At 33.0% G+C, this 25892-nt stretch carries 24 protein-coding genes; 11 read left to right on the top strand and 13 right to left on the bottom strand.

Features of this window, described 5'->3' with window-relative positions; genetic code table 11:
- Positions 1-95: 95 nt before the first annotated feature.
- The 3 genes from N4T20_RS16135 to N4T20_RS16145 all read left to right on the top strand — a co-directional run bounded on the left by N4T20_RS16135 (position 96) and on the right by N4T20_RS16145 (position 3334).
- Positions 96-1820: a sodium:solute symporter gene (locus tag N4T20_RS16135; RefSeq protein WP_260670153.1), complete on the top strand. Its 1725-nt coding sequence runs from the start codon at positions 96-98 to the stop codon at positions 1818-1820.
- Between the two features lie 254 nt (positions 1821-2074).
- The gene (locus N4T20_RS16140) at positions 2075-2677 is read left to right on the top strand and encodes a hypothetical protein (protein ID WP_260670154.1); all 603 of its coding nucleotides are present in this window, start codon (positions 2075-2077) and stop codon (positions 2675-2677) included.
- 27 nt (positions 2678-2704) lie between these two features.
- Complete coding sequence (locus N4T20_RS16145) at positions 2705-3334, top strand: MCP four helix bundle domain-containing protein (protein ID WP_260670155.1); 630 nt, start codon at positions 2705-2707, stop codon at positions 3332-3334.
- Positions 3335-3347: 13 nt separating this feature from the next.
- Here the strand turns inward: N4T20_RS16145 and N4T20_RS16150 are convergent, their stop codons facing one another.
- The 7 genes from N4T20_RS16150 to N4T20_RS16180 all read right to left on the bottom strand — a co-directional run bounded on the left by N4T20_RS16150 (position 3348) and on the right by N4T20_RS16180 (position 8366).
- Positions 3348-3761: a nuclear transport factor 2 family protein gene (locus tag N4T20_RS16150; RefSeq protein ID WP_260670156.1), complete on the bottom strand. Its 414-nt coding sequence runs from the start codon at positions 3759-3761 to the stop codon at positions 3348-3350.
- On the bottom strand, positions 3761-4288 hold the full coding sequence (locus N4T20_RS16155; protein WP_260670157.1) for a TetR/AcrR family transcriptional regulator: 528 nt from the start codon (positions 4286-4288) through the stop codon (positions 3761-3763). The genes N4T20_RS16150 and N4T20_RS16155 overlap by 1 nt, the downstream gene beginning before the upstream one ends.
- A 175-nt stretch (positions 4289-4463) precedes the next feature.
- Positions 4464-5306: a DUF2911 domain-containing protein gene (locus tag N4T20_RS16160; RefSeq protein WP_260670158.1), complete on the bottom strand. Its 843-nt coding sequence runs from the start codon at positions 5304-5306 to the stop codon at positions 4464-4466.
- Positions 5307-5376: 70 nt separating this feature from the next.
- Positions 5377-6039 (bottom strand): HAD family phosphatase, encoded by a 663-nt coding sequence (locus N4T20_RS16165; protein ID WP_260670159.1) that lies wholly within the window; start codon positions 6037-6039, stop codon positions 5377-5379.
- Between the two features lie 187 nt (positions 6040-6226).
- The gene (locus tag N4T20_RS16170; RefSeq protein WP_260670160.1) at positions 6227-6940 is read right to left on the bottom strand and encodes a tRNA threonylcarbamoyladenosine dehydratase; all 714 of its coding nucleotides are present in this window, start codon (positions 6938-6940) and stop codon (positions 6227-6229) included.
- Positions 6941-7119: 179 nt separating this feature from the next.
- Positions 7120-7767 carry a TatD family hydrolase gene (locus N4T20_RS16175; protein ID WP_260670161.1) on the bottom strand — a complete coding sequence of 216 codons (648 nt, stop codon included), beginning with the start codon at positions 7765-7767 and terminating at the stop codon, positions 7120-7122.
- Positions 7767-8366, bottom strand: coding sequence for a DUF1684 domain-containing protein (locus N4T20_RS16180; RefSeq protein WP_260670162.1), 600 nt, complete (start codon positions 8364-8366; stop codon positions 7767-7769). The genes N4T20_RS16175 and N4T20_RS16180 overlap by 1 nt, the downstream gene beginning before the upstream one ends.
- 99 nt (positions 8367-8465) lie before the next feature.
- Here N4T20_RS16180 and N4T20_RS16185 point away from each other — a divergent pair, with 99 nt between their 5' ends.
- From N4T20_RS16185 to N4T20_RS16215, 7 genes are all read left to right on the top strand, one after another.
- Positions 8466-9680: an MDR family MFS transporter gene (locus N4T20_RS16185; RefSeq protein WP_260670163.1), complete on the top strand. Its 1215-nt coding sequence runs from the start codon at positions 8466-8468 to the stop codon at positions 9678-9680.
- 168 nt (positions 9681-9848) lie between these two features.
- Positions 9849-10217 carry a BlaI/MecI/CopY family transcriptional regulator gene (locus N4T20_RS16190; protein ID WP_260670164.1) on the top strand — a complete coding sequence of 123 codons (369 nt, stop codon included), beginning with the start codon at positions 9849-9851 and terminating at the stop codon, positions 10215-10217.
- A 7-nt stretch (positions 10218-10224) separates the two neighbouring features.
- The gene (locus N4T20_RS16195; RefSeq protein WP_260670165.1) at positions 10225-11829 is read left to right on the top strand and encodes a M56 family metallopeptidase; all 1605 of its coding nucleotides are present in this window, start codon (positions 10225-10227) and stop codon (positions 11827-11829) included.
- Positions 11830-11857: 28 nt separating this feature from the next.
- A complete protein-coding gene (locus N4T20_RS16200; RefSeq protein WP_008468912.1) occupies positions 11858-12226 on the top strand; it encodes a BlaI/MecI/CopY family transcriptional regulator in 369 nt (122 codons plus the stop codon).
- 10 nt (positions 12227-12236) lie between these two features.
- Entirely contained in the window at positions 12237-14108 is a 1872-nt protein-coding gene (locus N4T20_RS16205) for a M56 family metallopeptidase (RefSeq protein ID WP_260670166.1), read from the top strand.
- Positions 14109-14295: 187 nt separating this feature from the next.
- Positions 14296-14439, top strand: coding sequence for an SsrA-binding protein (locus N4T20_RS16210; protein ID WP_111368963.1), 144 nt, complete (start codon positions 14296-14298; stop codon positions 14437-14439).
- Positions 14440-14500: 61 nt separating this feature from the next.
- Positions 14501-15346 carry an EamA family transporter gene (locus tag N4T20_RS16215; protein ID WP_260670167.1) on the top strand — a complete coding sequence of 282 codons (846 nt, stop codon included), beginning with the start codon at positions 14501-14503 and terminating at the stop codon, positions 15344-15346.
- An 83-nt stretch (positions 15347-15429) separates the two neighbouring features.
- Here the strand turns inward: N4T20_RS16215 and N4T20_RS16220 are convergent, their stop codons facing one another.
- Entirely contained in the window at positions 15430-15984 is a 555-nt protein-coding gene (locus N4T20_RS16220) for a fasciclin domain-containing protein (RefSeq protein WP_260670168.1), read from the bottom strand.
- Positions 15985-16197: 213 nt separating this feature from the next.
- Here N4T20_RS16220 and N4T20_RS16225 point away from each other — a divergent pair, with 213 nt between their 5' ends.
- Complete coding sequence (locus tag N4T20_RS16225; protein ID WP_260670169.1) at positions 16198-16737, top strand: ExbD/TolR family protein; 540 nt, start codon at positions 16198-16200, stop codon at positions 16735-16737.
- Between the two features lie 126 nt (positions 16738-16863).
- Here the strand turns inward: N4T20_RS16225 and N4T20_RS16230 are convergent, their stop codons facing one another.
- From N4T20_RS16230 to cmk, 5 genes are all read right to left on the bottom strand, one after another.
- Positions 16864-20559, bottom strand: a complete 3696-nt coding sequence (locus N4T20_RS16230; protein ID WP_260670170.1) for a T9SS type A sorting domain-containing protein — start codon at positions 20557-20559, stop codon at positions 16864-16866.
- A gap of 146 nt (positions 20560-20705) precedes the next feature.
- Entirely contained in the window at positions 20706-22481 is a 1776-nt protein-coding gene (gene rpsA / locus N4T20_RS16235; protein WP_012024823.1) for a 30S ribosomal protein S1, read from the bottom strand.
- Between the two features lie 430 nt (positions 22482-22911).
- Positions 22912-23613: a hypothetical protein gene (locus N4T20_RS16240; RefSeq protein WP_260670171.1), complete on the bottom strand. Its 702-nt coding sequence runs from the start codon at positions 23611-23613 to the stop codon at positions 22912-22914.
- A gap of 140 nt (positions 23614-23753) precedes the next feature.
- Positions 23754-25130 carry a nucleoside permease gene (locus N4T20_RS16245; protein WP_260670172.1) on the bottom strand — a complete coding sequence of 459 codons (1377 nt, stop codon included), beginning with the start codon at positions 25128-25130 and terminating at the stop codon, positions 23754-23756.
- A gap of 69 nt (positions 25131-25199) precedes the next feature.
- Positions 25200-25892 (bottom strand): (d)CMP kinase, encoded by a 693-nt coding sequence (cmk, locus tag N4T20_RS16250; RefSeq protein ID WP_260670173.1) that lies wholly within the window; start codon positions 25890-25892, stop codon positions 25200-25202.

The following is a 25892-nucleotide window of genomic DNA, read 5'->3' on the forward strand; positions in this document are numbered from 1 at the left end:
CAAAAAAATGGAAGAAAAGCTACACTTATGTTCTGATAGTGAATGCGATTTACATAGCTATTTTTCTTTTAATCATGCAATTATACTCATAACCTATGCAGCTATTTGACTGGATTGTACTTATTGTCACCTTATTATTTATTGTTGGATACGGCTCTTGGAAAACCCGAGGCAGTAAAAACGTAGAAGATTTCATTTTAGGAAATAATGAAACCCCTTGGTATACTGTCGGACTTTCTGTAATGGCAACACAGGCTAGCGCGATCACCTTTCTGTCTACGCCTGGGCAAGCTTATCATGACGGAATGGGTTTTGTCCAGTTCTATTTTGGTCTGCCAATTGCAATGATCATCATTTGCTTGACTTTTATTCCACTTTATCATAAAAGTAAAGTTTTCACCGCATACGAATTTTTGGAGCGAAGATTTGATGTCAAAACGCGCTCGCTTGCCGCTATTCTGTTTCTTGTGCAAAGAGGTTTAGGAACAGGATTAACTATTTATGCTCCAGCCATTATTTTGTCTGCCCTTCTAGGTTGGAACCTGACGGTAATGAACATCATTATCGGAGTTATGGTTATTATTTATACTTTCTCAGGAGGAACAAAAGCCGTAAACGTTACCCAAAAACAGCAGATGTTTGTCATCATGTCCGGAATGTTTATCACGTTTTTCCTAATTCTGCACTACTTGCCAAACGATATGACTTTTAATAGTGCGCTTCATATTGCAGGTGCAAATGACAAAATGAATATTGTTAATTTTTCTTTTGATCCCGAAGAAAAGTATACTTTTTGGAGCGGTATTACAGGAGGTTTCTTTTTAGCCCTTGCCTATTTTGGCACAGACCAATCGCAGGTTGGGCGTTATCTATCTGGAAAATCGGTTCGTGAAAGCCAAATGGGATTAATTATGAACGGATTGCTGAAAGTGCCAATGCAATTCTTTATTCTTCTGACAGGAGTAATGGTTTTTGTCTTTTTTCAGTTCAATCCTGTGCCGCTAAATTTTAATCCGAATAATAAAACGGCTATCGAAAAATCTGTTTATAAGGCAGAATATCACGCTTTAGAAGAAAAACTGGTAAAACTTTCAGAAGACAAGAAAGTGATTAATCTATTGTATATCGATCAGCTGAATCAAGATTATGACAATCCTATTTTGCGTAAAGAATTGGTTGCATTGTCAAACAAAGAAAAAGATCTTCGAGATAAAGCCAAAGAAATCATTTCGAGAGCTGATAGCAATTCGGAGACAAATGACAAAGATTATGTGTTCTTCCATTTCATTCTGCATTATTTGCCGAAAGGTTTAATCGGGTTGCTATTGGCCGTTATACTTTCAGCCGCTATGTCGTCTACGGCTTCCGGATTAACAGCTTTGGCTTCTACTACAGCAATTGACATTTACAAACGAAATCAGAAAGAAGAGAAATCAGACAAACATTATTTGCACGTTACAAAGTTTTTTACTCTTTTCTGGGGAATTGTAGCGATACTTTTTGCTTGCGTTGGAACTTTATTTGAAAATTTAATCCAGCTCGTAAACATTATTGGCTCTATCTTCTACGGAACCGTTTTAGGAATATTCCTTGTTGGTTTTTACACCAAAAAAGTTCAGGCAAAGCCCATGTTTATCAGTGCAATAATTAGCCAGCTTACTATTTTTGTAATTTACTATTTCATGATCTACAGTCAGGAAAAACTAGGTTATTTATGGCTGAATTTTATTGGCGCAATCTTGACAATTGTATTAGCGCTTTTATTGCAGTTTTTGTTTTTCAGAGGAAAATCGGGTGATAATGAGTTAGTCCTTGAATAGATTATAAACAGTCTATTCTTAATTAAAAAGAAATCTCTCAAATAGTACTGATGACCTAGCCCTGATGGAAGCGGCATCCTTTAGTGGCGGTGTTCGCCACTAAAGATACAGCGGACAGCAGGAATTGCTCCTGAAAATTTATATTGAAAATACTTTTTATTTGAAAAACAGTTCTCCAATATTGTAAGTAAAAAAGATTATTTTAGTGTGCTGTAAACCTAGCCGTAAAACTAAAATAATTTTAAACTGGAGAAATGAAGATTTCAGACGATTTAGAAAAACTATTGCCTTTTGGTTATCTTTTCTTGATTTTAATGGGAATCCTAAAGGATAGCATATATTATTATCAATTCGGAATCAATATATTAAGATACTCCACAATCATGGATGTTTTACTTAGTCCGATTGCTGAATTTACTTCAAACCCCATTATTTTAAGCGCAATCATTCTGCTTTTTGTGCTGCATTTTTATCTGCCCTCTTTTCTAGCTAAGAATAAAGATTTGCCGTTTGTAAAAAGATCCTTTGAATTGAAATCAACTGACGAATTATCTCCACAAGAAACCAAAAGCTACTATAATGGTGTTGCAATAAAATCACTTGTAGTTTTCTTATTATCCTTTTTTCTTGGCTACGGAATGGCTGGCGGTTATTTTAATACAAAAAAATTAAAAGAAAATACATTAGAATACAGCCATCAGCTTGATTTTAATGACGGAGTATCTAAGAATGTTTTCATCATCGGAAACAATAGTTTGTATTATTTCTATCTTGTTAAAGGCGATAAAAAGGTAAAAATTACTCCTCTGGCCTCCATAAAAAATATTGAGCTTATCCAAAACAAGATGATTGACTAAAACTTTATTTACCTGAAAACCAGCGCCATGAAAGATTCAAAAAAATACAGCAACAAAACAAAGGCTGCTTTTATTCTATTAATAGTGATGCTGATTATTTTATTGGGGAATTTTAACACACTTCGAAACTCCAAAAACGTAAACGACAATATCAATGCGATTTACAAAGACCGATTGGTGGTTGCGCATTATATTTTTCAATATTCAAAAGAGCTTCATTTTATAAAAGCTGAAGCTGAAAAGCTGAATTTAAGCGATAATATTAAAAAAAGCGAAATAATACATACACTTGACATTATTCATGGCATTGATGATTTGTACGCTAAAACGGTTTTAACAAATAAAGAAAAACAATACTTTGATGCTTTTTTGCTTTCCTGCAAAGAGATAAACAAACAAGTCGAGAACAAAAACTGGGATAAAATAGCCAATTCTAGTGGTCAAGCTTTAAAAACGCTCGAATCTCTTTCTGAAATTCAGATCGAAGAAGGAAAAGCCAAACTTGCGGCCGCGAATGCAATGTATAGCAGAAACAATAGTTTAGGCCAGCTTCAAATTGCTTTACTGATCATTTTAGGCGGCATTACTTTTTATCTTTTGATTGTAAAGAAAATTAAGCAAAAGATAAAAATTCCTGAACCGCCTAGCATGAATTAGAACATCGTTCATTTTATTTAAATTTCCTGTCTTCTTCAGAAATTTGAAGGTCGTTAATACTGGCAAATCTTTTCTGCATTAAACCATTTGCATCAAATTCCCAATTTTCATTTCCGTAAGCTCTAAACCAGTTTCCGTCAGCATCTTGATATTCGTACTCAAATCGTACTGCTATTCTGTTTTCGGTATGAGCCCAATATTCTTTTTTTAATTTATAGTTTTTCTCTTTTTTCCATTTTTCGGTTAAAAAAAGAATGATTTCGTCTCGTCCGTTTACAAACTTATCTCTGTTTCTCCACTCACTGTCAATGGTGTATGCTTTTGAAACTCTTTCGGGATCTTGGCTATTCCAAGCGTCTTCTGCCAACTGAATTTTTTCTTTTGCCGTTTCTAAAGAAAAAGGAGGCAATGGTAATTTCTGTTCCATTATTTAAAAATTAAAGTTTGAACTATTTTTTTTGACTGTTCTATTAAATGATTCGACTTAAATAACTGACTTTCTACTATACAGCTTTCAAACAATAAATAGATGTGGTCTGATAGCAAATCAGCCTTCAAAATGTCTTTAAAAAAAAGACGCAGATCATTTTTATGATTTTGGATAGCTCCAAGTATTTTGGTGCTGTCAGACGGAATCTCAGAAAGTATATTTAAAAAGCTGCAGCCTCTAAAATTTTCATTTTTATTCATGAAAATTATGAAATCAAATGCCGCTAAAACTTTCGAATTTGAATCCTCTGCATTTGAAGTAAATTTCAACAACTCATTAAACCAAAAAGAATGGCGCTGTTCTAAAAAAGCGACACATAAATCCTCTTTTGACTTAAAGTGATAGTAAAAACTAGCTTTCGCTACTTGAGCTTCTTCAATAATCTGATTTATTCCTGTGGCATTATACCCCTGTTTATGAAACAAGGCAAAAGTTTTCTCTAAAATTCGTTCTTTAGGCTGCATCTTCAAATAAGTTTATTTTTATCTCGTTCTAAACTAGAGCTAAACAGTTACAAATGTAATAAAAATTAAAACATACAGACAAGTCTGTCTATATTATTTCTAAAAAAAATTCCAAAACCCGAAAGTTTTGGAATTTGTAATTTTTATAATTGAAATCTAATAATTCAAAGAAATATTATCTGCTCCATTCAGCGATGCTGTCTTTGTTCAATTTTACGTAATCAGCATTGTTTGCTGCCTCAGCAGACGCTAAAGAAGCTTTTGCAGTTTCGATTGCTCCTTTTTTATCTCCTTGTTTAGCTTGAATCAATGATTTTAATCTTGATACATAATATGGTTTGTCTGAACTCATATCAAGAGCTTTGTCTACGTAATTTCTAGCCGTTTCTATATTTCCGTTTGATTGGAATAAATATTGAGAAGCAGCAAAATAATCATTCCAAGTAGGACCAGCCAAAGCTTTTTCGATACTTGCTGTAGCAATTTTAGCAGTTGGAACTTCAAATTTTAAAGCTACATGAGAGTTTTCCCAAGAAATGTCTAAATAGCCAAAATTTGGATCTAAACCGTTAATTCCGATTGTAAATGTTTCAACAGGAGTTGGCAAAGCATCTTCTTTTACAGTAGTTTTCAACGCTACATAAGCATCGCTCCAGTTTTCTGGCAATCCCCAGTTGTCTGTAGAAAGATAAAAAATGATATCCCAGCTTTCGATTCTAGGAACGGTATAAATTGCATATTTTCCTTTCTTAAGCGTTTTTCCGTCAATTATTACGTCATCGCTAAAGTTAATGATTGTGTTTTCGTTAGCACCAGTTCTCCATAATTTTCCAAACGGAACTAAATTTCCGAACACGGCTCTCCCTCTTGCTCCCGGTCTTGAATAGGTAACTTCAACATCCGTTAAACCAACAGTTTGTTTAATATATCCTTTTGGACTTGCTTGCGGCGTTTTTACTTGTGCTTCTGATGCTAATGGTCCCAGAATCAGGGCTAAAGCAATAAGTAGTTTCTTCATTTTTTTCAGTTTTTTATTTAGTTCAAATTTACAAATTCAATCAGGTAACAAATGTTAAATTTTATATAATTCAACCCTTTAACTGTGATATTTTTACAGCATTTAATTCGCTAAAATGGTCGATAACTAAGTCAGCTTCTGATAAATCCTGATGATGCGAATGCTCGCTTTTGTAGCCAACGCAATAAATTCCCGCTCCTTTTGCCGCTTTAACCCCATTAGTACTGTCTTCAATAATAATGCATTCTTCTTTTGGCGCAATAGACAATGAAGCTGCATGAATAAAGATGGCCGGATTCGGTTTTGATTGAGGAAAATCTTCTCCGCTCACAATATGGGTAAAATACTGATGCAGATTGAATCTCGTAAAAACACGATCTATTGTAACCTTTGAAGCCGAAGAAGCTAAAATTAACTGCATTCCGCTATGGTACAAATCTTTAATCAAATCTTCAACACCGTCTAAAAGATATAAATCTTCCTTAGTATCAAAAGCATTATTAAAGATAGTTCTTTTTCTCTGAATCAAATCTTCAACTTCCTGCTCTACAGTTGGAAAATGATTTTTTAAAGCCTGAAAGGTGTTTCTGGTAGAAAATCCAGTAAATGTGGTGTACATTTCTTCTGGAACTTCGATATTCAATTCTGAAAATTGCAAATAATAGGCATAACGATGAACGGGCTCCGTGTCAACTATAACGCCATCCATATCAAAAATTACTGTTTTAATCATTCTTTTTTTAAGTTTTTGAGACTCTAAGATGCTAAGATTATAAGTTTTATCTCTTTGTGTGTTTAACTTTGTCCAAGTTTTAAACTTTGACAAAGTTGCTTTACGTTTTATTATAAGTACAAAAGAATTAAGATTCAGTGTTTCAGTAGAAAACCTTAGCACCTTAGAATCTTAGCTTCTCAGAGCCTTACTTTTTAAGCAAATGTCTAATCACCGTTTCTGCAGCGTGCAAGCCAAATAATCCAGGCATATAGCTGTTTGTTCCGTAAAAAGACTTTTTGAAGTTTTTACCGTCTGTCAATTTTAAGCTTTTTTCGTCTTGAATTTCAGAAGAGAAAACTACTTTCAATTTATTGATTTTTGCTTCTTTTAAACGTTTGCGGATTGTTTTTGAAAAATAGCAGTTAATCGTTTTTGAAATGTCAGTCACTTTTACTTTTGACGCCAGCATTTTTCCGCCAGCTCCCATACTGCTGATGATTTTTACTCTTTTGCGTTTTGCAGCAATAATCAGATTTAATTTTGGAGTAATGCTGTCAATGCAGTCTAAAACATAATCAAACTCTGGAGAAACTATCTCAAACGCACGCTCTGGCGAAAGAAATTCTTGAACACGCGTTAGATTTAGCTCCGGATTAATATCCATCAAACGGTCGCCTACAATTTTTATTTTTGGCTGGCCTACCGTCGAATGCAAAGCTGGCAACTGACGGTTAATATTGGTGATATCTACAACGTCTCCGTCTACAATTGTCATGTTTCCTACTCCTGCTCTCGCTAAAAATTCAGCTGCAAAAGATCCAACTCCTCCAAGCCCCACAACTAAAACATTAGATTTTTGTAAATTTTCTAATCCTTCTTTAGAAAACAAAAGCTCAGCTCTTTCTGTCCATTCTGCCATATATTCTTTTTTGTTGTTTTTTATTTTTTTTGTTTCAATGTTTCAATGTTTCAGGTTTCATGTTTCACCCGAAGCTTCGGGATCAAGTTTACTCGGTTGTCAGGCTGAGCGATCCCGAGGTTTCGGGAGAAGCCCCCGTCCTAATTGGAACTCCCTTTGACTTCGCTCACGGAAACTTTTTATTCTTTAAATACACTTATATAATTACTTGAAATAATACCTTCTAATTCTTTTAAATTTAATTCTTTATATTCACAAGCCAAATCGTAAACTTGCTTAATTGATTCTTCTATAGTATCTGTCTCTAAGAAAAAACGATCATTTGGAACATTTTGAAAAACAGATTTCAAATCTTGATTTTTTAGCAGATATTTCCCAAACGAAAGATAAAATCCAGCAGAGGTTAATTGTGATGCCAACTGATTATTTTTTGAAAAACCGTGAATAATCATTGGAACACTTATCTTCATTTTTTTCTTGATTGCCATTACTTCCTGAAAGGCCGCAACGCAATGAATTACTACAGGTTTTTTAAATTTTGTCGCTAATTCCAATTGCTTTTCAAAAACAGAAATTTGCAAATCGAACGGGACTTCTATTCTTTTGTCCAAACCGCATTCGCCAATTGCCAGACAATTTTCAGTTTGCAGCTTTTCTTCCATAATTTTCAAATCTTCATCAAGTCGATTTTCGTCAATATACCAAGGATGGATTCCTATTGAATAAAACGGAATTGACGCATCAAAATCTTTCGGATATTGATTGACCAATTCTAAAACGTCTGATTGATTGGTAAATTGATGCGTATGAAGATTAAAATATTTCATTAATGAAAAGCTTTTACGCCAGCTTTAATTTCAATTTTTAAATCATTTTCTTGAGGCACAAGCGGACAAGAGTACTTATAGTTATAAGCGCAATACGGATTGTACGCTTGATTGAAATCGACTGCGATTGTATTTCCTTTTGGAATTTCCAAATCAATGTAACGGCCGCCAATGTAGCTTTCTTTACCTGTTGTTAAATCTGAAAAAGGCAGAAACAAATGGTTTTTATACTTCTCCTGCACGATAAGATCCAGACTTTGGTAAACCGCAAGCTGAAAAGCTTTTCCGTTTATTTTGAAATTTAAAGTTCCGTACTTTATATATTTTGGTGTGCGAGTACCAGAAGTTTTCATTTCAAAAGCCTTTCCTCCTTTTGCCCTCACTAAAGTTGCATTTACAAAATACGTTTCAGAAATAGGAAAAAAATCTAAGCTTTTGAACGTTTTCAGATCTTCGGCCATCAACGGACTTGTCTTAGGATCAGCATATTCTGCATTGATTTTCTTTTGAAATTTTTGAGCATCAGTTTTATTAAACTTTTTTTGTGCAAAACCAAAATTAAAAACCAACAATAAAGCTAGGGCATTTATAGTTTTCATCTTAGAAATTTTATGCAAAAATAGTTCAAAAGTAACAAAACAACAACCACTTAACGGGACAAAGTTTCCTAACTTTGTGACGATAATCTATCAAACAAAATGCTTAAAAACGCCCTATCCCATTACATTAACAACTTTCGAGGTTTTACCAGAGAAGTTTGGATTCTTGCCATCATTACTTTTATTAACCGCGCTGGGACAATGGTTCTTCCTTTTTTATCCAAATATTTAAAAGAAGATCTTCATTTTACATACAATCAAGTCGGATGGATTATGGTGGCTTTTGGTTTTGGGTCAATGCTCGGTTCTTGGTTAGGAGGTAAACTATCAGATAAAATAGGGTTCTATAAAATCATGATTTTTAGTTTATTTACCAGCGGAGTTTCTCTTTTCTTTGTACAATATATCACCACTTTTTGGGCGCTTTGCGTTGCCATGTTCCTTCTAATGACCATTGCAGATATGTTTCGCCCTGCCATGTTTGTGTCTTTGGGAGCTTATGCCAAACCAGAAAACAGAACTCGCGCGCTCACACTGGTGCGTTTGGCTGTAAATTTAGGTTTCGCAGCTGGTCCTGCACTTGGAGGCTTGATTATTATGGGAATAGGATATTCTGGCCTTTTCTGGGTTGACGGAGCTTCATGCATTATTTCGATCTCAATTTTTGCTCTATTGGTAAAAGAAAAGAAAAAAGCGGCTCACGACGATAAAGCAGAAAGCGCTTCTGACGTAAAATCGGTTTTTCATGATAAAATATTCTGGGTTTTCTTATTTGTAAGCTTTATCACGGCTATGATTTTCTTTCAGCTGTTTACCACCCTTCCTTTGTATCATAATGAAAAATTTGGCTTAAGCGAATTCCAGACAGGTCTTTTAATGACTTTAAACGGTCTTCTGATTTTTTCTCTAGAAATGCCAACAGTTGGATTTTTAGAACGAAAAGCTTTTCCTAAAATCCGAATTATAATTGTGGGCTCTTTTGTAATGGCATCTAGTTTCTTTTTGCTTCTTATTAATTTTTGGGCAGGAATACTCGTAGTTAGCATGGTTTGCATTTCTATTGGTGAAGTTCTTACTTTTCCGTTTTCGAATGCTTTTGCACTCAGTCGCGCGCCACGAGGGCAAGAAGGACGCTATATGGCACTTTACACAATGAGTTTTAGCCTTGCGCATATTATCAGCTCTAAACTCGGGTTTGAAATTATAAGCCGATATGGCTATCAAATCAACTGGCTCTTTATGGCTTGCATCGGCGTAGTCGCTACTGGATGCTGTATTTGGATTAAAAACGCTCTAATAAACCAAAAGGCTTAATAACGACTTTTAACTTTTTAAAACATTGCCATTCAATTTATTACCATTAAATTTGAATGGCTTTTTTGTGTCTAAAACTGTGATCAAACTTAATTTTTAGTTAAATAACTATTTTTATAGTTGCGTAACTAAAAAAATAGTTGTAGGTTTGAATTAAAATTAGAGAAGATGCAGAAGCTAACAAACAAAGAAGAAGAAATTATGATGATTTTATGGAAGCTTAAAAAAGCTTTTGTAAAAGAAATTCAAGCCGAAATCACAGAAGATCAGCCCCATTACAACACCTTATCTACTATTGTGCGCAATTTGGAAGAAAAAGGATATGTTGGGCATAATGCTTTTGGAAACACACATCAGTACTTTCCGATTGTGCCAATTGAAGATTACAGAAAAGGATTTATGAAAACCGCAATTGACAATTACTTTAATAGTTCTTATAAAAGCATGGTTTCCTTTTTTGCTAAAGAAGAAAAAATTTCAGCAGATGAATTGCGTGAAATTTTAAATATGATCGAAAATAAAGAAGAAAAAAAATAGTCGGCTCATGGAAGCACTTTTTATTTATATCGCCAAATCAAGCAGTTTAATGCTCTTGTTTTATTGCGCTTATTTTTTCTTACTGCGCAAAGAAACATTTTTTAACAGCAACAGATGGTTTCTTTTGTCTGGTTTAATGACCTCAGTAATTTTACCGCTGCTGACTTTTACAAAGGTGATATGGATAAATGCAGCTCCTCAATTTGATGCCGATTTTCAAACAATTGTATCAGACTCAGCTAAAAGCGAAACTTCAGAATTTGATTGGAATTATATAATACTTGGTCTTTACGCCGTTGGCCTTTTGATCTTTCTGATAAAACTTGCAATTGATTTTTATAGTCTGAATTCGATTATTAAAGGAAAAAAAATCAAACAGCAAGCCGATTTCAAATTCATAGACATAAACGAAAATATTGCTCCTTTCTCCTATTTCGAGTACATCGTTTACAACTCATCACTGTATACGCCTTCAGAATTGGAAAGCATTATTGAACACGAAAAAGTGCATAGCGATCAAAATCATACTTTAGACGTATTGATTTCGAGAATATTCAGCATTATTTTCTGGTTCAATCCTATTGTTTGGTTTTACAAGAAAGCAATAACTCAAAACTTAGAATTTATTGCTGACAGTGAGGCTGCAAAAAAACTTTTAGATAAAAAAGCATATCAATACACGCTTTTAAAAATAACAACGCATGAAAACTGTGTTGCAATCACCAATCACTTTTATCAATCATTAATCAAAAAACGAATCGTTATGTTAAACAGAAATCAATCAAAAAAGAGTAATTCTTGGAAGTATTATGCTGTAATACCAGCTTTGACAGCGTTTGTATTATTATTTCAAATTGAAGTAATTGCAAAAGAAAGGCCTCAAACTGTAAAATCTGTTTCAAATGAAATTGAAGCCGTTGATGTTTACACCATTCAAAAGAACACTACTGATTTAGAGCTAAAAAGAATCAAAACGCAATTAAAAATGTTGCACAATGTCGAATTTGAAGCTTCTAGAGTTAAAAGAAACTCAGCAAATCAGCTAACCTCACTTAAAGTTGAAATAGCTTATGAAAACCAGAGATCTCAATCTATCCAAACAGGCGGAAAAGTAGCCATAAAAGATTTCGGGATAGTTGTTGTTACCGGCAAAAATGGTGCAAAAAGAACTGGCATTAAAACGTATGACGAAAAAACAGCTGTGAGCAACAAAGTCTCTATGGGAGACAAAGCCAAAAGCACTACAGAAATTAAAAATATAACTACTAATACAGAAACCAATGTTAACACTAATTCTATTGCTAGTACAAAAACTGACAGTGATACTAATGCAAATATTAGCACTACTGTAATCATTAATAAAGACAATAACACAAAAGTTATTACGACAGGAAATACAGCTGTTGCCGTTTCAAATGGCGCAAAAACGAATGTTAAAATATCTAGTCCGCTCATAATTGTAAATGGAGAAGAAATGCCTGCAGGTTTTGATTACAACAGCATTAAAGCAAATGATATTGAGTCTGTAAGTGTTTTAACTGGAACGAATGCAATTGCCCAATACGGCGATAAAGGCTCGAATGGGGTAATGGAAATTGTAACCAAAAAATAAGAGGTTTCTAATTTTAAATAGAAGATAAATGCAAAAACTAACCAACAAAGAAGAAGAAATCATGCATATTTTATGGAAGCTAAAAAAGGCTTTTGTAAAAGAGATTCAAGCAGAGATTTTAGAAGATCAGCCGCATTACAACACTTTGTCTACCATTGTTCGTAATCTGGAAGAGAAAGGTTATGTCGCGCACAATGCCTTCGGAAATACGCATCAGTATTATCCAGCCGTAAGCATAGAAGATTATAGAAAAGGTTTTATGAGCACTGCCATTGATAATTATTTCAATAGCTCTTACAAAAGCATGGTTTCTTTTTTTGCCAAAGAAGAAAAAATTTCGGCAGATGAATTGCGTGAAATCTTAGACATGATCGAAAATCCAAAAGAAGGTAAATAATCAATATATTATGGAAGCACTTTTCATTTTTATCCTAAAATCAAGCGGGTTATTAGCAATGTTTTATTTTGCTTACATTTTTTTACTTCGCAAAGAGACTTTTTTCAACAGTAGCCGCTGGTTTCTAATTGCTGGTTTAATTACTTCTGTTGTGCTGCCTTTTGTGGTTTACACTAAAGTAATTTGGGTCGAAGCGCCTCCCGTTCCTGCGCCAGCTCCAATAATTACGACTACCGCAAATACTGTAAAAAACATTCCAGTTTCAACCAACGACGTCATTGCTTACACACCTAAATACAAACCAACAACGGTAACGGTTGTTGAAGAGGAAAATTTTGAAATCAATTGGAGCTTGGTTTTGGCTGCAGTTTACGGAATTGGCTTTTTGGCTTTTATGATCAAATTTGCTCTTGATTTCTACAGCTTAAACTCTGTTTTAAAAGGAAAAAAAATAGAACAGCAAGCCGATTTCAAATTTATTGATGTGGATGAAAATATTGCTCCTTTCTCTTATTTCGATTACATTGTATATAACTCATCACTATATACGGCAGCAGAATTAGAGAATATTTTAGAGCATGAAAAAGTGCATAGCGATCAAAAACACACTGTAGATGTTTTGATTTCTAGAATATTCTGCATCTTATTTTGGTTTAATCCTATTGTATGGCTTTACAAAAAGGCCATTTTACAAAATCTAGAATTTATTGCTGATAGCGAAGCTTCTAAAAAAATTGCAGACAAAAAAGCTTATCAGTACACACTTTTAAAAATAACAACGCATGAAACTTGCGTTGCAATCACCAATCATTTTTATCAATCATTAATCAAAAAACGAATTGTCATGTTAAACAAAAATCAATCAAAGAAAAGAAACTACTGGAAATATTCAGCGGTAATTCCTGCTCTTGGCGCTTTTGTTCTTTTATTTCAAATAAAGACTATTGCACAAGAAAAAAAGCAAAATGAAGTTCCTGTAATTCAAAGAGACACCATAAAAGACACTGAAGAAACTATCAAAATAACAAAAAACACAACCGACAAGGAATTGAACGAACTTCCTGGAAAGTTAAAAACAAATCACAATCTTGATGTTGAAATTTCTGATGTAAAAAGAAATACAAAAGAGGAATTGACTGCCATACAGATCAAAGTAAAATCGGATTCCGGCAAAAAACAAACCATCAAAATTGACGGAGACGAAGCTATAAAAGATTGCGAATTAGCAATTGGAACAGATGAGAATGGAACAAAATCTATTAATATTAATACAGATCGAAATTTTAAAATGCCTGTAATAATTAGAAATGAAAGAGTTATTGTTCGAAATCACGGAGATTCTGATGTTGCAGCTCCAGCACCTCCTACTCCTCCAGCATTTCCTTCTGGACCGCTGCCAGTTGCACCAGCTGTAGATATGTCAAAAATGCCTAAACCTCCTGTTGCTCCAAGAAATCCAAAGGATAAAGTTGCTATGCAAAAGTTTGAAAAAGATATGGAGGAATTTGAAAAGAAAATGGAAAAATTTCAGCCAAACATTGATGCCATGTCTGCGTACGGAGATGCAGTAAGCGAAATCATGTCTAAGCGTGAGGCGATCTTTGAGAAAGAAATGGAGAAATATGAGATTGCAATGGAAAAGTTCAATGCTCAAATGGAAAAGTTAAACTTTGACTTCAAATTTAACTTTGGAGATGATTCTAAAGACTATGAAAATAGTATGAAGCAATACGAACAAGACATGAAACAGTATGAGCTTGATATGAAACAGCATGAAAAAAATATGAAGCAGCACGAAAAAAACATGAAGCAACATGAGAAAGATATGAAGCAGCATGAAAAAGAAATGAAACTGATGGAAAAGCAAAATAAAAAAGCATAACCACATCTTTTTAAGCTTGCCATTAATAAAACAGGATGGATGAAAGCGCCGAAAAAGCCATAAATTGCTAAACTACTGGTACTGAAAGCCTAACTCTCAGAATTAAATACTTTTACACTTTACTATCTAAAAGACTTTGTTTCAAACACAAAGTCTTTTTTTTTATCTTTGCCGAAACAAATCTACCATGTATAAATTATTAGCTAAACTAAATAAACTGCTTTTGCCAAGTTTTACCAAACAAGGTCTAGATATTTCGAAAGCAAAGAAATGGCAAATGGCAATTATTGGTTATCGGGCGTATGTGACAAAAAAAGCTTTAGGCAATTAATTTAGAATACATTATTATTTATCCGACAGAGGTATATTTTATATAGTTCTGTCATACTTTTATGAAAAACAGAGAAATAAGTCTTCCTCCTGTTCCAGCAGTATTATTAGCAATTATTAGCGTACAATTTGGTGCCGCAATTGCAAAAACACTTTTCCCAACAATTGGCTCAGCAGGTACAGCATCAATGCGCATTGGCATTTCGGCATTAATTTTATTGTTGGCCTTCAGACCAAAATTAAAAACAATTACAGCACAACAATGGAAAGTTGTAATTCCGTACGGTTTATCGTTAGGCGCAATGAATTTAATTTACTATCTCGCAATAGAAAGAATTCCAATTGGTTTAGCAGTAACCTTAGAATTTGTTGGACCATTATTGCTTGCAATTGTTGGATCAAAACGTTTGGTTGATTATTGCTGGGCAATTATTGCCGCGATTGGCATCTTATTAATTGCCCCTTGGACAAGCAATCACTTAGATACTTTTGGAATTATATGCGCCCTTTTAGCAGGTGCTTTTTGGAGCGCTTATATTGTTTTAGGAGGCAAAGCTTCAAAAGTAATGAATGACGGAGATGCAGTAACCATAGGAATGTTATTTGCCGCAATTCTAGTCTTGCCATTTGGCTTTCTTGAAAACGGATTAATCAATCTTACCCCAAAACTATTCGGAATGGGTGTTGCTCTTGCTCTTTTATCAAGCGCAATTCCGTTTACTTTAGAGATGAAAGCTTTAGGAAAACTTCCGCCTCGCACTTTTAGCATTCTAATGAGTTTAGAGCCTGCGGCTGCATCTATATGCGCTTTTCTTTTCCTTAAGGAAAGTTTAAATGTTAATGAAATTCTAGCCGTAGTCTGCGTTGTAATTGCTTCTGCTGGAAGCACTTTGACAGCTAAAAAGTAGCATTAAATAGTTCAAAAATAAAATTCCAAATTCCAACGCAAAACTTGGAACTTGGAATTTTATTTTTTAGAATTAGAGCCTATTTACTTTTTAGGAAGCAATACTGCATCAACTACATGAATTACTCCGTTTGATTGGTTCACATCTGCAATAGTGACTTTTGCTTTATTGCCATTTTCATCTGTAATGTACAGATCTTTGCCTTTCATCCAAGCTGTTAGAGTTCCGCCATTTACGGCTTTTATAGTTGCTTTTCCTTTACCCTCTTTTATTGCTTTTGCAATATCTGAAGCATTCCATTTTCCTGCCGCCACATGATAAGTCAAAATGTTTTGAAGCATTTTTTTATTCTCTGGTTTTAGCAATGTCTCAACAGTTCCTTTAGGCAATTTATCAAATGCTTCATTAGTTGGGGCAAAAACCGTAAAAGGGCCTTTTCCTTTTAAAGTTTCAACTAAGTCGGCTGCTTTTACAGCTGCAACCAAAGTTGTATGATCTTTTGAGTTGACAGCGTTCTCAATAATATTTTTGTTAGGATACATTGCTGCTCCACCAACCATTACTGATTTTTGTGCATTTGATGTAAATGCAAATCCTAAAGCTAAAACTGCAAGGGCTAAAAATTTTCTAGTTTTCATATTTAAATGATTTTAAGTTATAAGCTCATTTACGGTGATAAACTTGTTTTGGTTTTCACATAAAATTAATATTATATCAAAATGTGCTGATTTTCTCTTTAACTATCAGCAAAACAGCAACTAAAATATTCTAATATTTTTTCAAAAAATTTTAAAAACATCTAACTTTTGCTTTGTTTTTATTATTAATTTTAAAATCAAAACTTACTAATTATGAAAAATTTGCCTCAAAAAGTCAGAAGCAGAAAGTTAAATTCGAGAGTAGATTTAACCGCAATGGTCAGTGTTTCTTTTTTACTGATTATATTTTTTATGGTTGTTGGAGAGTTGTCGAAACCGAAATTATTAGATCTGGCGATGCCGGAGAGACATTGCGACGAAGAATTTGGAAGAGTTATCAATTGTGGTGCAAGTATTGATAATCGCTTAGTAACAATTCTATTAGATCAAGATGATAAAATTATAATGTATTCTGGTCTTTTATTTGATCCTATTGGAAAAGCAAAGGAAATTAATTATGGACAAAATGGAATTCGTAAGGAACTATTTAGCAAAAAAAGAGCTATTCTTGAATATTCCACATCAATGGGAAAACCTAAGAATGGCCCAATTGTAATTATTAAGCCAAGCAAAAAAAGTAACTTTAAAAATTTAGTCGATATTTTGAATGAAATGGCTGTTGCTAAAATTGATACTTATGTGATTGTGCCAGAATACACCCCAGAAGAATCAAAATTATTAGCTTCAAACTAATATCAATAAATATCGTTTTTCAAAACGGGTTCTCGACTCCGCTTGAACTGACAATAGAGGAATAACTCGAAACTAAAATATTACAAACCAAAAAAAAAATCCCCACATCACTGTGGGGATTTCTATTTAATTCTTAATGAATTTCATACTTGAACTTCCTTTATCTGACTTTACTCTTATAAAGTAATTCCCCACTCTAAGTTTAGAAATATCAATATTCGAAGTTGTTTTTGCATTTGGAACCGCAATTACCAATTGGCCTAAAACATCATAAATTTCAAATGATTGTATTTCAATATTCTGGTTCTGTGAAATATTCAAAAACTGATTCGCCGGATTTGGATACAATGTAAGGTACTTTGAAAATTCAAAATCCTTAATTCCCAATGTTTTAAATGTAGAAGTTGCTTTATTGGTTAAAATTGGAAAATTATAATCGAAGTAAATATTTGCTTCGTTTGTAAAAGAATCTCCCACAACAAGTGTTGGTTTGGTTTTGATTTTAAAAGCTACATAACCGTCATTATTTGCATCGTCAAAAGGAAGATTGATGTTTTCGAATATAAATTCTACTTTATTTCCTTCTGATATATTAATTACAAAGGGATGGCTTGAACTTGTTGTAATTAAAGTTGAAATATCAAATTTAGATAAATCAATCATGTCCTTTACAACGATATTTTGTGCAGCATAGTTTCCTGTATTCTCAAAGCGGATCATGTAATGCACATATCCACCAATTAAACTTGGTGTAATAACTGTTCCTTCTAAGCAGGTTTTATCGTTTGGATCATACGAACCAACAACCGTCTGATCTAAAACAAATGTATTATCAATTGGAGTTTCGTCTGTTACAGCCCCTATTATTGTTGCTTTAAATTTTAATATATCCCCGATATTTAATGCTGGTTTTTCTATTGGAGAATTTGCATTTACAGTAAATTTAATTTCACGAGTTTCATATGGCAATAGATTAACAAAATTCCAAGATAAATTATTTAAGGATTGAGCCACCGGTATCGGTTTTGCACTAACGAAATCTAAAACAGCATCATCAAAGTTTAAATTTACAGAACCAGATTGCATGGTATTTCCTTTATTTTTATAGACAATTTTGTACACAGCATTAAAACCGGGTCTTGCAGGTTCTAACGGTAATAAAACAACCTCTAAATCTGGATGAACACCGTTTGCAGTGATACAAAAATCTTGAGTAAATGGACTGGATTCTGTTGGAAAAGTAACTTTTACAGTTGTTGGATAAACATTAAAATATGCTGGGTCTTCTAGTATTGGTGTAACATCATAAGAAGATCCCGATTTAACATAATAATTGTAATCGCCATTTTCATCAGATGCCGAACTGTTTGTTATAGTTTGACTTGCAATATTAACTTTCATATTTTGAAATTTAATATCTCCATTATCACATCCATTATTATTTAAATCTAATCTATTATTTCCTTTAATTGAATAAAACTTACCTCCAGGTTTAAATGTACAATACGAATTAACATTACAATCCTTAATATTTGCTGCTAAAAGTTGTGCTTGTATAGCTGGAATTTGAGATTCGTCAGCACAAATGTATTTTAAATTTGGATTTGGAGTAAGATAAAGCCTCTCTTCATTTATTCCATTTTTTATTATTAATGACGACAATTGGTTTGCGGAACAATTAAGATGAGTTAATTCAGTTAAATTGCTAAGATCCAAAGATGTCAAATTATTTGAAGAACAAATAAGCTCTTGAATTTTTGTTAAACCACTTATATTTAATGAAGTTAAACCATTGAGGTGGCATCGAAAATAAGCTAATTTGGATAAATTACTGACATTAAGCGTTTTAATCTTATTAAGATAACAATCTAATACTCCCACATTTACAAAATACTCAATTCCAAGCAAAGAAGAAATGTTGCTTTCGTTTAAAGTCAAAGAATAAACATTAAACGCTTCGCTCATTTGTATTTCTTTATCATTATTGGCATCAATTTTAAAATAAGAACCATATAAATTCCTTGCCACATAATTTTGATTAGTTGCAGATAATAATTTTGCTTTAAAAATTGGATCTGGAATATTAATAATTGCATCACTGCAAGCACCTACGCAGCTACAACTAGAATCTAATAAAACATTTTTTAAACCACTTAAATCGATGCTTTTTTGAATAACATTAAAATCTGCAATATCTGCACAAATATGTTTAAGGTTTAAATTTTCACCAAGGTTTAATACTATCAAATCCTGATTGGGATTATTATTTTTAATAAAAATATCAGTTAAAATATTGTTGAATCCACAATTTAATTCTTTTAGATTAGGCAAATAGGAAACATCTATTTTTGAAAGCTTTGCGCTTTGACATTCAAGTTTTTGCAAATTATTTAACCCCGTTAAATCAAAAGTTGATATTGAGTTTGCAGAAAAATTTAGCGTTTGCAAATTTACAAATGGTAAAAAATTAAAAGAGTTAATTCTATTTCCGGAAAAATTTAGATCAATTAAATTTGTTGTAGAACCAGTATTTAAATAAGTTATGTTATTATTACTGCATTTAATGGATTTTATATTTGTACCATTTACCAAATCCAAAGAGGTTATAGCATTGTCTGAGCAATCAATAGTTACTAAATTAGAGGCGTTTTTCATTTGAAAAACAGATAAATTTTTATTAATATTACATTTAACACTGCTAAGATTTGTAAGTCCATTTGCATACAAACTGAACAAATTACTATTATCACTAATATTTAAGGTCTTTAAGTTAACTAAATTATCAATTTTTAATTCTGAAAAAAGACTGTTCCATTGTACAGTCAAATCTTCTAAATTAACCAAGCTGGTTAAATCTACTGATCCCCCGATTTGAGTGCTAACAATAGTTAAACTTTTTAAGTTGGCAAAATACTTAATTGTATTAATTGACTTAACATTTGAAGCTATGCTCATTTTAGTGACTTGTAATGCTTCAGAAAATTGAATTTCACCGTCAAAATTTGAATCAATACTGGTATAATTTAAAATGGAATTTTTAAAATTTTCATCATCAAAACAGATGGTTCCTTCCACACATTGAGGTAAAGTACAAGAATTTACTACGGTAACATTAGAAATTCCATATTCTGCCAATTTATTTTGAATTAATGCAATATCACTTTGATATGCGCAAATAGAGTTTAAATTCATATTATTATTAAACTCTAAAGAACTAAAAACGTTATATGGCCGATTTAAATATAAACTTGAAATGTTATTATTCGAACAGTTTAAATTAGTTAATGCGTTTACATCTGAAAAATATAGTGTAGTCAAATTATTAAAGCTACAATTAACATTAGCAATATTATTGGTATAATCTCTTTTAATATAATTCAATTGATTATTGGAACAATCGAGAGTTGATAAAGAAGTCAGATAAGTTAAAAGCAAAGATTTTAATTGTGAATTATTATTTATTTTTAAAATCTTTATAAAAGTAAAATAAGAAAGGTTTATTTTAGTTAAAGAGGTATTTTTAATGCTCAAGTTTTTTAATCCTGAAAAATTATTAGAATCAAAACCTTCTAAAGAGCTAATGTTTCCATCCAAATATAGATTGTTAATTGCACTAGCTTCATTATAATCAATCTCATTATCATTATTTGTATCAGCATCACGATCGCCTATACCATCATTATTAGTGTCGACACAATTTGTAGAAATCAAAATATTTTTAAAAACGGCATCAGGAAAATTAATATACTGAGCACTCAAACCGTTAAAAAAGCATAAAGCTGTAAGTAAAAAGTAAAGTTTCTTCATAGGTGGTATTTTCATACAAAAATAACTTTTTGAGATAATAACACAACTTTATTTGTTAAAACTTCTTAAAATTAAAAGTATAAAGCAAAAAAAAAGCCCCACATTACTGTGGGACTTTTATATGGATGTAAAGACGCACTGCTGTGCGTCTCTACTAAGAATTATTTTTTCTCAGTTTTTTCCATTTTAGCTTTTAAAGCAGCTAATACATCATTGTTATCACCTAAAGTCGCAGCTGGTGCGTTTGTAGATGCAGATGCAGTAGTTTCAGCAGCAGCTTTCACGTTTTTCTCTTCTTCTTCTCTGAAGATAGCAGTGTGAGAAGCAACTACTCTTTTGAATTCTTTATTGAATTCAATTACTTTGAAATCAGCTGTATCACCTTTTTTCAATTTCTTTCCGTCTTCTTTTTCTAAGTGACGAGTAGGAATGAAAGCAACGATATCATCTCCGAATTCTACAGTAGCTCCTTTGTCAACGATTTCAGAAATCTCACCGTTGTGGATAGTTCCTACAGCGAAAGAATCTTCGTATTGATCCCAAGGATTAGCAGTAGTTTGTTTGTGACCTAAAGATAATTTACGTCCTTCAACATCTAATTCTAATACTACAACATCAAGTTTTTCACCAACGTTTACAAACTCAGATGGGTGTTTAATTTTCTTAGTCCAAGAAAGGTCAGAAATGTAGATTAATCCATCAATTCCTTCTTCTAATTCTACGAAAATACCAAAGTTTGTAAAGTTTCTAACGATACCTGTATGTTTAGAACCTACTGGGTATTTAGAAGTAATGTCAGTCCATGGATCTTGAGTCAATTGTTTGATACCTAATGACATCTTACGATCTTCTCTGTCAAGAGTTAAGATAACTGCTTCAACAACATCTCCAACTTTCACGAAGTCCTGTGCAGAACGTAAGTGAGTTGACCATGACATTTCAGAAACGTGGATTAAACCTTCAACACCTTCAGCAACTTCGATAAATGCACCGTAATCAGCGATTACAACTACTTTACCTTTTACTTTATCACCAACAGTTAAGTTAGCATCTAAAGCATCCCATGGGTGAGCGTTTAATTGTTTCAATCCTAATTGAATTCTTGTTTTCTCATCATCGAAATCAAGGATTACAACGTTTAATTTTTGGTCTAATTCAAGAACTTCACTTGGGTGGTTGATTCTGCTCCAAGAAAGGTCAGTAATGTGAATTAATCCATCAACACCACCTAAGTCAATGAACACACCATAAGAAGTGATGTTTTTAACAACACCTTCTAATACTTGTCCTTTTTGTAATTGACCGATGATCTCTTTTTTCTGTACTTCAATATCAGCCTCGATAAGAGCTTTATGAGATACAACAACGTTTTTGAATTCGTGGTTGATTTTTACCACTTTGAATTCCATCATTTTGTTTACATATACATCGTAGTCTCTAATTGGCTTAACGTCAATTTGAGATCCAGGTAAGAACGCTTCGATTCCGAATACGTCAACAATCATACCTCCTTTAGTTCTGCATTTAACAAAACCGTTAACGATTTCTCCAGTTTCATTAGCTGCAATAACTCTATCCCAAGATTTGATAGTACGTGCTTTTCTGTGAGATAATACTAATTGACCTGTTTTATCCTCACGGATGTCGATTAATACTTCAACTTTGTCACCTACTTTTAAGTTTGGGTTGTAACGAAATTCGTTTAAAGAAATAACACCTTCAGATTTAGCATTGATGTCAACGATAACGTCTCTATCTGTAATTCTAACTACAACTCCTTCAACTACTTCTTCTTGATCTGTAGCGATGAAAGTTTTTGATACTAGTTCTTCAAACTCTTGCAAGTTTTTCTCATCTACTGCATCGATTCCTTCTTGGAAGTTGTGCCAGTTAAAATTTGCTAAAAACTCTTCTTGTGATTTTGTTTGTTCAGACATGCTGATAAAAAAATTTGTATTCTGTTTTTCTCGAGTTTCTCTATGCGATAGAAAATACAGAAGTTGTTTTACATAAATGGTTGATTCCTAATGGAAACTCTTCTCTGCCAAAAGGACTGCAAAATTAATACATTTTTCTGAATTAACAAAACAAAACCGATATGATTATCAGCAGATTATTAAGGAGCAGGAAATTTGAGGTTCCAAAAGACGTTTAGTCCCGCTTTGCTTTCTATCTTTTATGGCGAACCCCACCATAAAAGGATATCCTCCCGATGCTTCGGGACTATCGGGGCTAGTTTAGAAATTTTAGCTTTCACAAGACAACAAAAACCTTACAGGCCTTTAAAACCTGTAGGGCTTAATTTTAAATTACAATCAAAAGTCTTAACGACTCAGATTTTCAATTTCTTTTAAGTCATGCTCGTACTTAAACAAAATAACAAATGCCTATCAAGATTGCAATAAGAACTAAAAATGCGAAAAAAACCAAGAGGTTTCGCTGTTTAAAATCAATTTCAAAACTTTCTGGATTAATATAATGATCTCTAAAAGCCTTAGGATCAACTCTTAAATCTGGCCTAAAATGTTTTATTCCCAACAGAAAAGCCCTTATCAATTTCAATCTGTTAGCATACAAAAGATAAAAAATGTGGCTTCCATGGAAAAATTCTTTTTGAATAATCGCTTCTTTACCAACCAAAACTTCAAAGTTAAAATAAGAATAGAATGCTTTTCTAGGCAATACTGTTGTTATGTCATATTTAATCCCCACTGCTTCATTAAAATTTTCTTTTCCTTTTACAAAATTATCCCAAGCAATTTCTTTCATCAATTTGCCATTAAACTTATTAAAATACTGAATGCCGTTGTGATTGATCAATATTGTGGTATACGCTTTTTTGCGTTTTCCAATTATATAAACTACGAATAGAACAATAATGATAAAAGCGAAAACAGAAACAGATAATGCCGCTTCAATATTGCCTTCATAAACAAATGCAAATATGCTAGCAAAAAGCAGCAGAATAGGCAGCATAAACAGGATACCCAAACTATAATTAATGAACGTTAGCGGAATAGACGTTACAGGTTCAAAAACAGGCGGTACTTTATCTTTTCTATTTTCCATAGCTAAAACGGCTTAACTAAATACAAAAAGCAAATTTGATGCACAATAATGCATCAACATAATAAACTTATATTTTCGAATCATAAAAAAATCCGCTTTTAAAATTCAAAGCGGATTTTATCTATTTAAAGATCTAAATATTAATGACTCAAGTTCTCGATTTCTTTTGGATCGTGCTTGTGTTTAAACAAAACAGCAAAGGCAATTGCAATTACCAAAGCATAAGCTGCAAAAGACAGCCAGATTGTATGCCAATCTTTCATTAAAACCGGATTTGCAAAAATACCTTCACTAGAAATTGAATTCCCTTGGCTTTTTACAAACTCGACCATTTTTTCATTGGCTGCATCTGTCTGTAAAAATCCAGCAAGTTCAGCGCTATTATTAAATGATTTTGTAAAGAAACGGTCAATTGCCCAACCAGAAGTCAAGCTTCCTAAAACCGCTCCTACTCCATTGGTCATCATCATAAACAAACCTTGCGCAGAAGAACGAATTTTAGAATCGGTATTGCTCTCTACGAACAATGATCCAGAAATATTGAAAAAATCAAATGCCATTCCGTACACAATGCAAGAAAGGATAATCATCCATAAACCGTTTACAGGATCTCCAAAAGCAAACAATCCGAAACGCAAAACCCAAGCCAGCATACTGATCAGCATTACTTGTTTGATTCCAAAACGTCTTAAGAAAAACGGAATTGCCAAAATGAATAATGTCTCAGAAACTTGAGAAATTGACATAATTATCGTTGAGTATTGTATCACAAAAGAATCAGCATACTTTGGGAAGTGTTTAAATTCATCCAAAAACACATCCCCATAAGCATTTGTCAGCTGAAGCGCTCCTCCTAAAAACATAGAAAAAACAAAAAACAAAGCCATTTTATAGTTTACAAAAAGCTTAAACGATTCTAAACCGAAGGTTTCAATCCAAGTTGCATTTTCTTTAATCAAACGCTGCGGCTCACATTTTGGCAATGTAAAAGCATAAATTCCAAGGATTAAAGCGCCGACACCAGCTATATAAAATTGATATTCTGTTGCCTTGCTTCCGCTTAAATTGGTAATCCACATAGCAACAATAAAACCGATTGTACCCCAAACACGAATTGGCGGAAAATCTTTTACAATGTTTTTATTATTTAATTTGAGCGAAGTATAAGATATAGAATTGCTAAGAGCGATTGTCGGCATATAACAGCACATTGCCAAAAGCATCACTACAATAAAAGTATCAGGCGTTGTAACTTGTGCAATTCCAAACAAAACCGCTGCGTACAAAATATGAAGAATTCCGTAAAGTTTTTCAGCATTTACCCATCTGTCAGCAATAATACCTGTTAGAGTTGGCATAAAAAGAGAAGCAATTCCCATGGTTCCAAAAACTAATCCAAACTGTGTGCCTTCCCAGTTTTTTGTACCAAACCAATAATTTCCAATTGTTATAAGCCAGGCTCCCCAAACAAAAAATTGAAGAAAGCTCATTAAAATCAATCTGTTTTTAATCCCCATATAATGAAATTGTCTTTAAAGTAAAAAATAGGCGGTAAAACTACCATTAAAAATAATATCTACAAAAAATTATACTGTTTTAACAACATCATTCACCAATTCTAGAACTGCGGTAAATTGTTCTTCTTTATTTAAGTAAGAATTATCAATCTCAATTGCATCATCTGCAATTATCAATGGAGAATCTTCGCGGTGTGTATCAATATAATCTCTTTCCATTACATTTTTCAAAACTTCTTCATAAGACACATTATCTCCTTTTTGCTGCAATTCGTCAAAACGTCTTTGGGCGCGGGTTTCTGCGCTGGCAGTCATAAAGATTTTTAGTTCTGCATTCGGAAAAACTACGGTTCCAATATCGCGGCCATCCATAACGATAGCTTTATTAACACCCATTTCCTGCTGCTGTTCTACAAGCTTGGCACGAACTTCTGAAACTGCCGCTACAGTGCTTACAAAATTAGAAACTTCAATAGTTCTAATTTGTTTCTCTACATTTTCACCATTCAAATACATTTCAGCAAAACCTAAATCGGCATTAAACTTAAATTCAAGTTTAATAGCTGCTAATGCTTCAATCAAAGCTTCTTTCTTAAAAAAATCAGCGCCAATCAGGTTATGCTGCATAGCAAAATAGGCAATAGCACGATACATTGCCCCAGTATCTACATAAACATATCCTAATTCTTTTGCCAATTGTTTTGCAAGAGTGCTTTTACCTGTAGATGAAAATCCGTCGATGGCAATGGTAATTTTTTTCAA

This window comes from Flavobacterium sp. TR2, from assembly GCF_025252405.1.
Classification (GTDB): Bacteria; Bacteroidota; Bacteroidia; order Flavobacteriales; family Flavobacteriaceae; genus Flavobacterium.

Bases quoted from the DNA above. Each gene is read 5' to 3' on its own strand.
- N4T20_RS16135 (WP_260670153.1), top strand. From the start codon at position 96: ATGCAGCTATTTGACTGGATTGTACTTATTGTCACCTTATTATTTATT.
- N4T20_RS16140 (WP_260670154.1), top strand. From the start codon at position 2,075: ATGAAGATTTCAGACGATTTAGAAAAACTATTGCCTTTTGGTTATCTT.
- N4T20_RS16145 (WP_260670155.1), top strand. From the start codon at position 2,705: ATGAAAGATTCAAAAAAATACAGCAACAAAACAAAGGCTGCTTTTATT.
- N4T20_RS16150 (WP_260670156.1), bottom strand. From the start codon at position 3,761: ATGGAACAGAAATTACCATTGCCTCCTTTTTCTTTAGAAACGGCAAAA.
- N4T20_RS16155 (WP_260670157.1), bottom strand. From the start codon at position 4,288: ATGCAGCCTAAAGAACGAATTTTAGAGAAAACTTTTGCCTTGTTTCAT.
- N4T20_RS16160 (WP_260670158.1), bottom strand. From the start codon at position 5,306: ATGAAGAAACTACTTATTGCTTTAGCCCTGATTCTGGGACCATTAGCA.
- N4T20_RS16165 (WP_260670159.1), bottom strand. From the start codon at position 6,039: ATGATTAAAACAGTAATTTTTGATATGGATGGCGTTATAGTTGACACG.
- N4T20_RS16170 (WP_260670160.1), bottom strand. From the start codon at position 6,940: ATGGCAGAATGGACAGAAAGAGCTGAGCTTTTGTTTTCTAAAGAAGGA.
- N4T20_RS16175 (WP_260670161.1), bottom strand. From the start codon at position 7,767: ATGAAATATTTTAATCTTCATACGCATCAATTTACCAATCAATCAGAC.
- N4T20_RS16180 (WP_260670162.1), bottom strand. From the start codon at position 8,366: ATGAAAACTATAAATGCCCTAGCTTTATTGTTGGTTTTTAATTTTGGT.
- N4T20_RS16185 (WP_260670163.1), top strand. From the start codon at position 8,466: ATGCTTAAAAACGCCCTATCCCATTACATTAACAACTTTCGAGGTTTT.
- N4T20_RS16190 (WP_260670164.1), top strand. From the start codon at position 9,849: ATGCAGAAGCTAACAAACAAAGAAGAAGAAATTATGATGATTTTATGG.
- N4T20_RS16195 (WP_260670165.1), top strand. From the start codon at position 10,225: ATGGAAGCACTTTTTATTTATATCGCCAAATCAAGCAGTTTAATGCTC.
- N4T20_RS16200 (WP_008468912.1), top strand. From the start codon at position 11,858: ATGCAAAAACTAACCAACAAAGAAGAAGAAATCATGCATATTTTATGG.
- N4T20_RS16205 (WP_260670166.1), top strand. From the start codon at position 12,237: ATGGAAGCACTTTTCATTTTTATCCTAAAATCAAGCGGGTTATTAGCA.
- N4T20_RS16210 (WP_111368963.1), top strand. From the start codon at position 14,296: ATGTATAAATTATTAGCTAAACTAAATAAACTGCTTTTGCCAAGTTTT.
- N4T20_RS16215 (WP_260670167.1), top strand. From the start codon at position 14,501: ATGAAAAACAGAGAAATAAGTCTTCCTCCTGTTCCAGCAGTATTATTA.
- N4T20_RS16220 (WP_260670168.1), bottom strand. From the start codon at position 15,984: ATGAAAACTAGAAAATTTTTAGCCCTTGCAGTTTTAGCTTTAGGATTT.
- N4T20_RS16225 (WP_260670169.1), top strand. From the start codon at position 16,198: ATGAAAAATTTGCCTCAAAAAGTCAGAAGCAGAAAGTTAAATTCGAGA.
- N4T20_RS16230 (WP_260670170.1), bottom strand. From the start codon at position 20,559: ATGAAAATACCACCTATGAAGAAACTTTACTTTTTACTTACAGCTTTA.
- rpsA (WP_012024823.1), bottom strand. From the start codon at position 22,481: ATGTCTGAACAAACAAAATCACAAGAAGAGTTTTTAGCAAATTTTAAC.
- N4T20_RS16240 (WP_260670171.1), bottom strand. From the start codon at position 23,613: ATGGAAAATAGAAAAGATAAAGTACCGCCTGTTTTTGAACCTGTAACG.
- N4T20_RS16245 (WP_260670172.1), bottom strand. From the start codon at position 25,130: ATGGGGATTAAAAACAGATTGATTTTAATGAGCTTTCTTCAATTTTTT.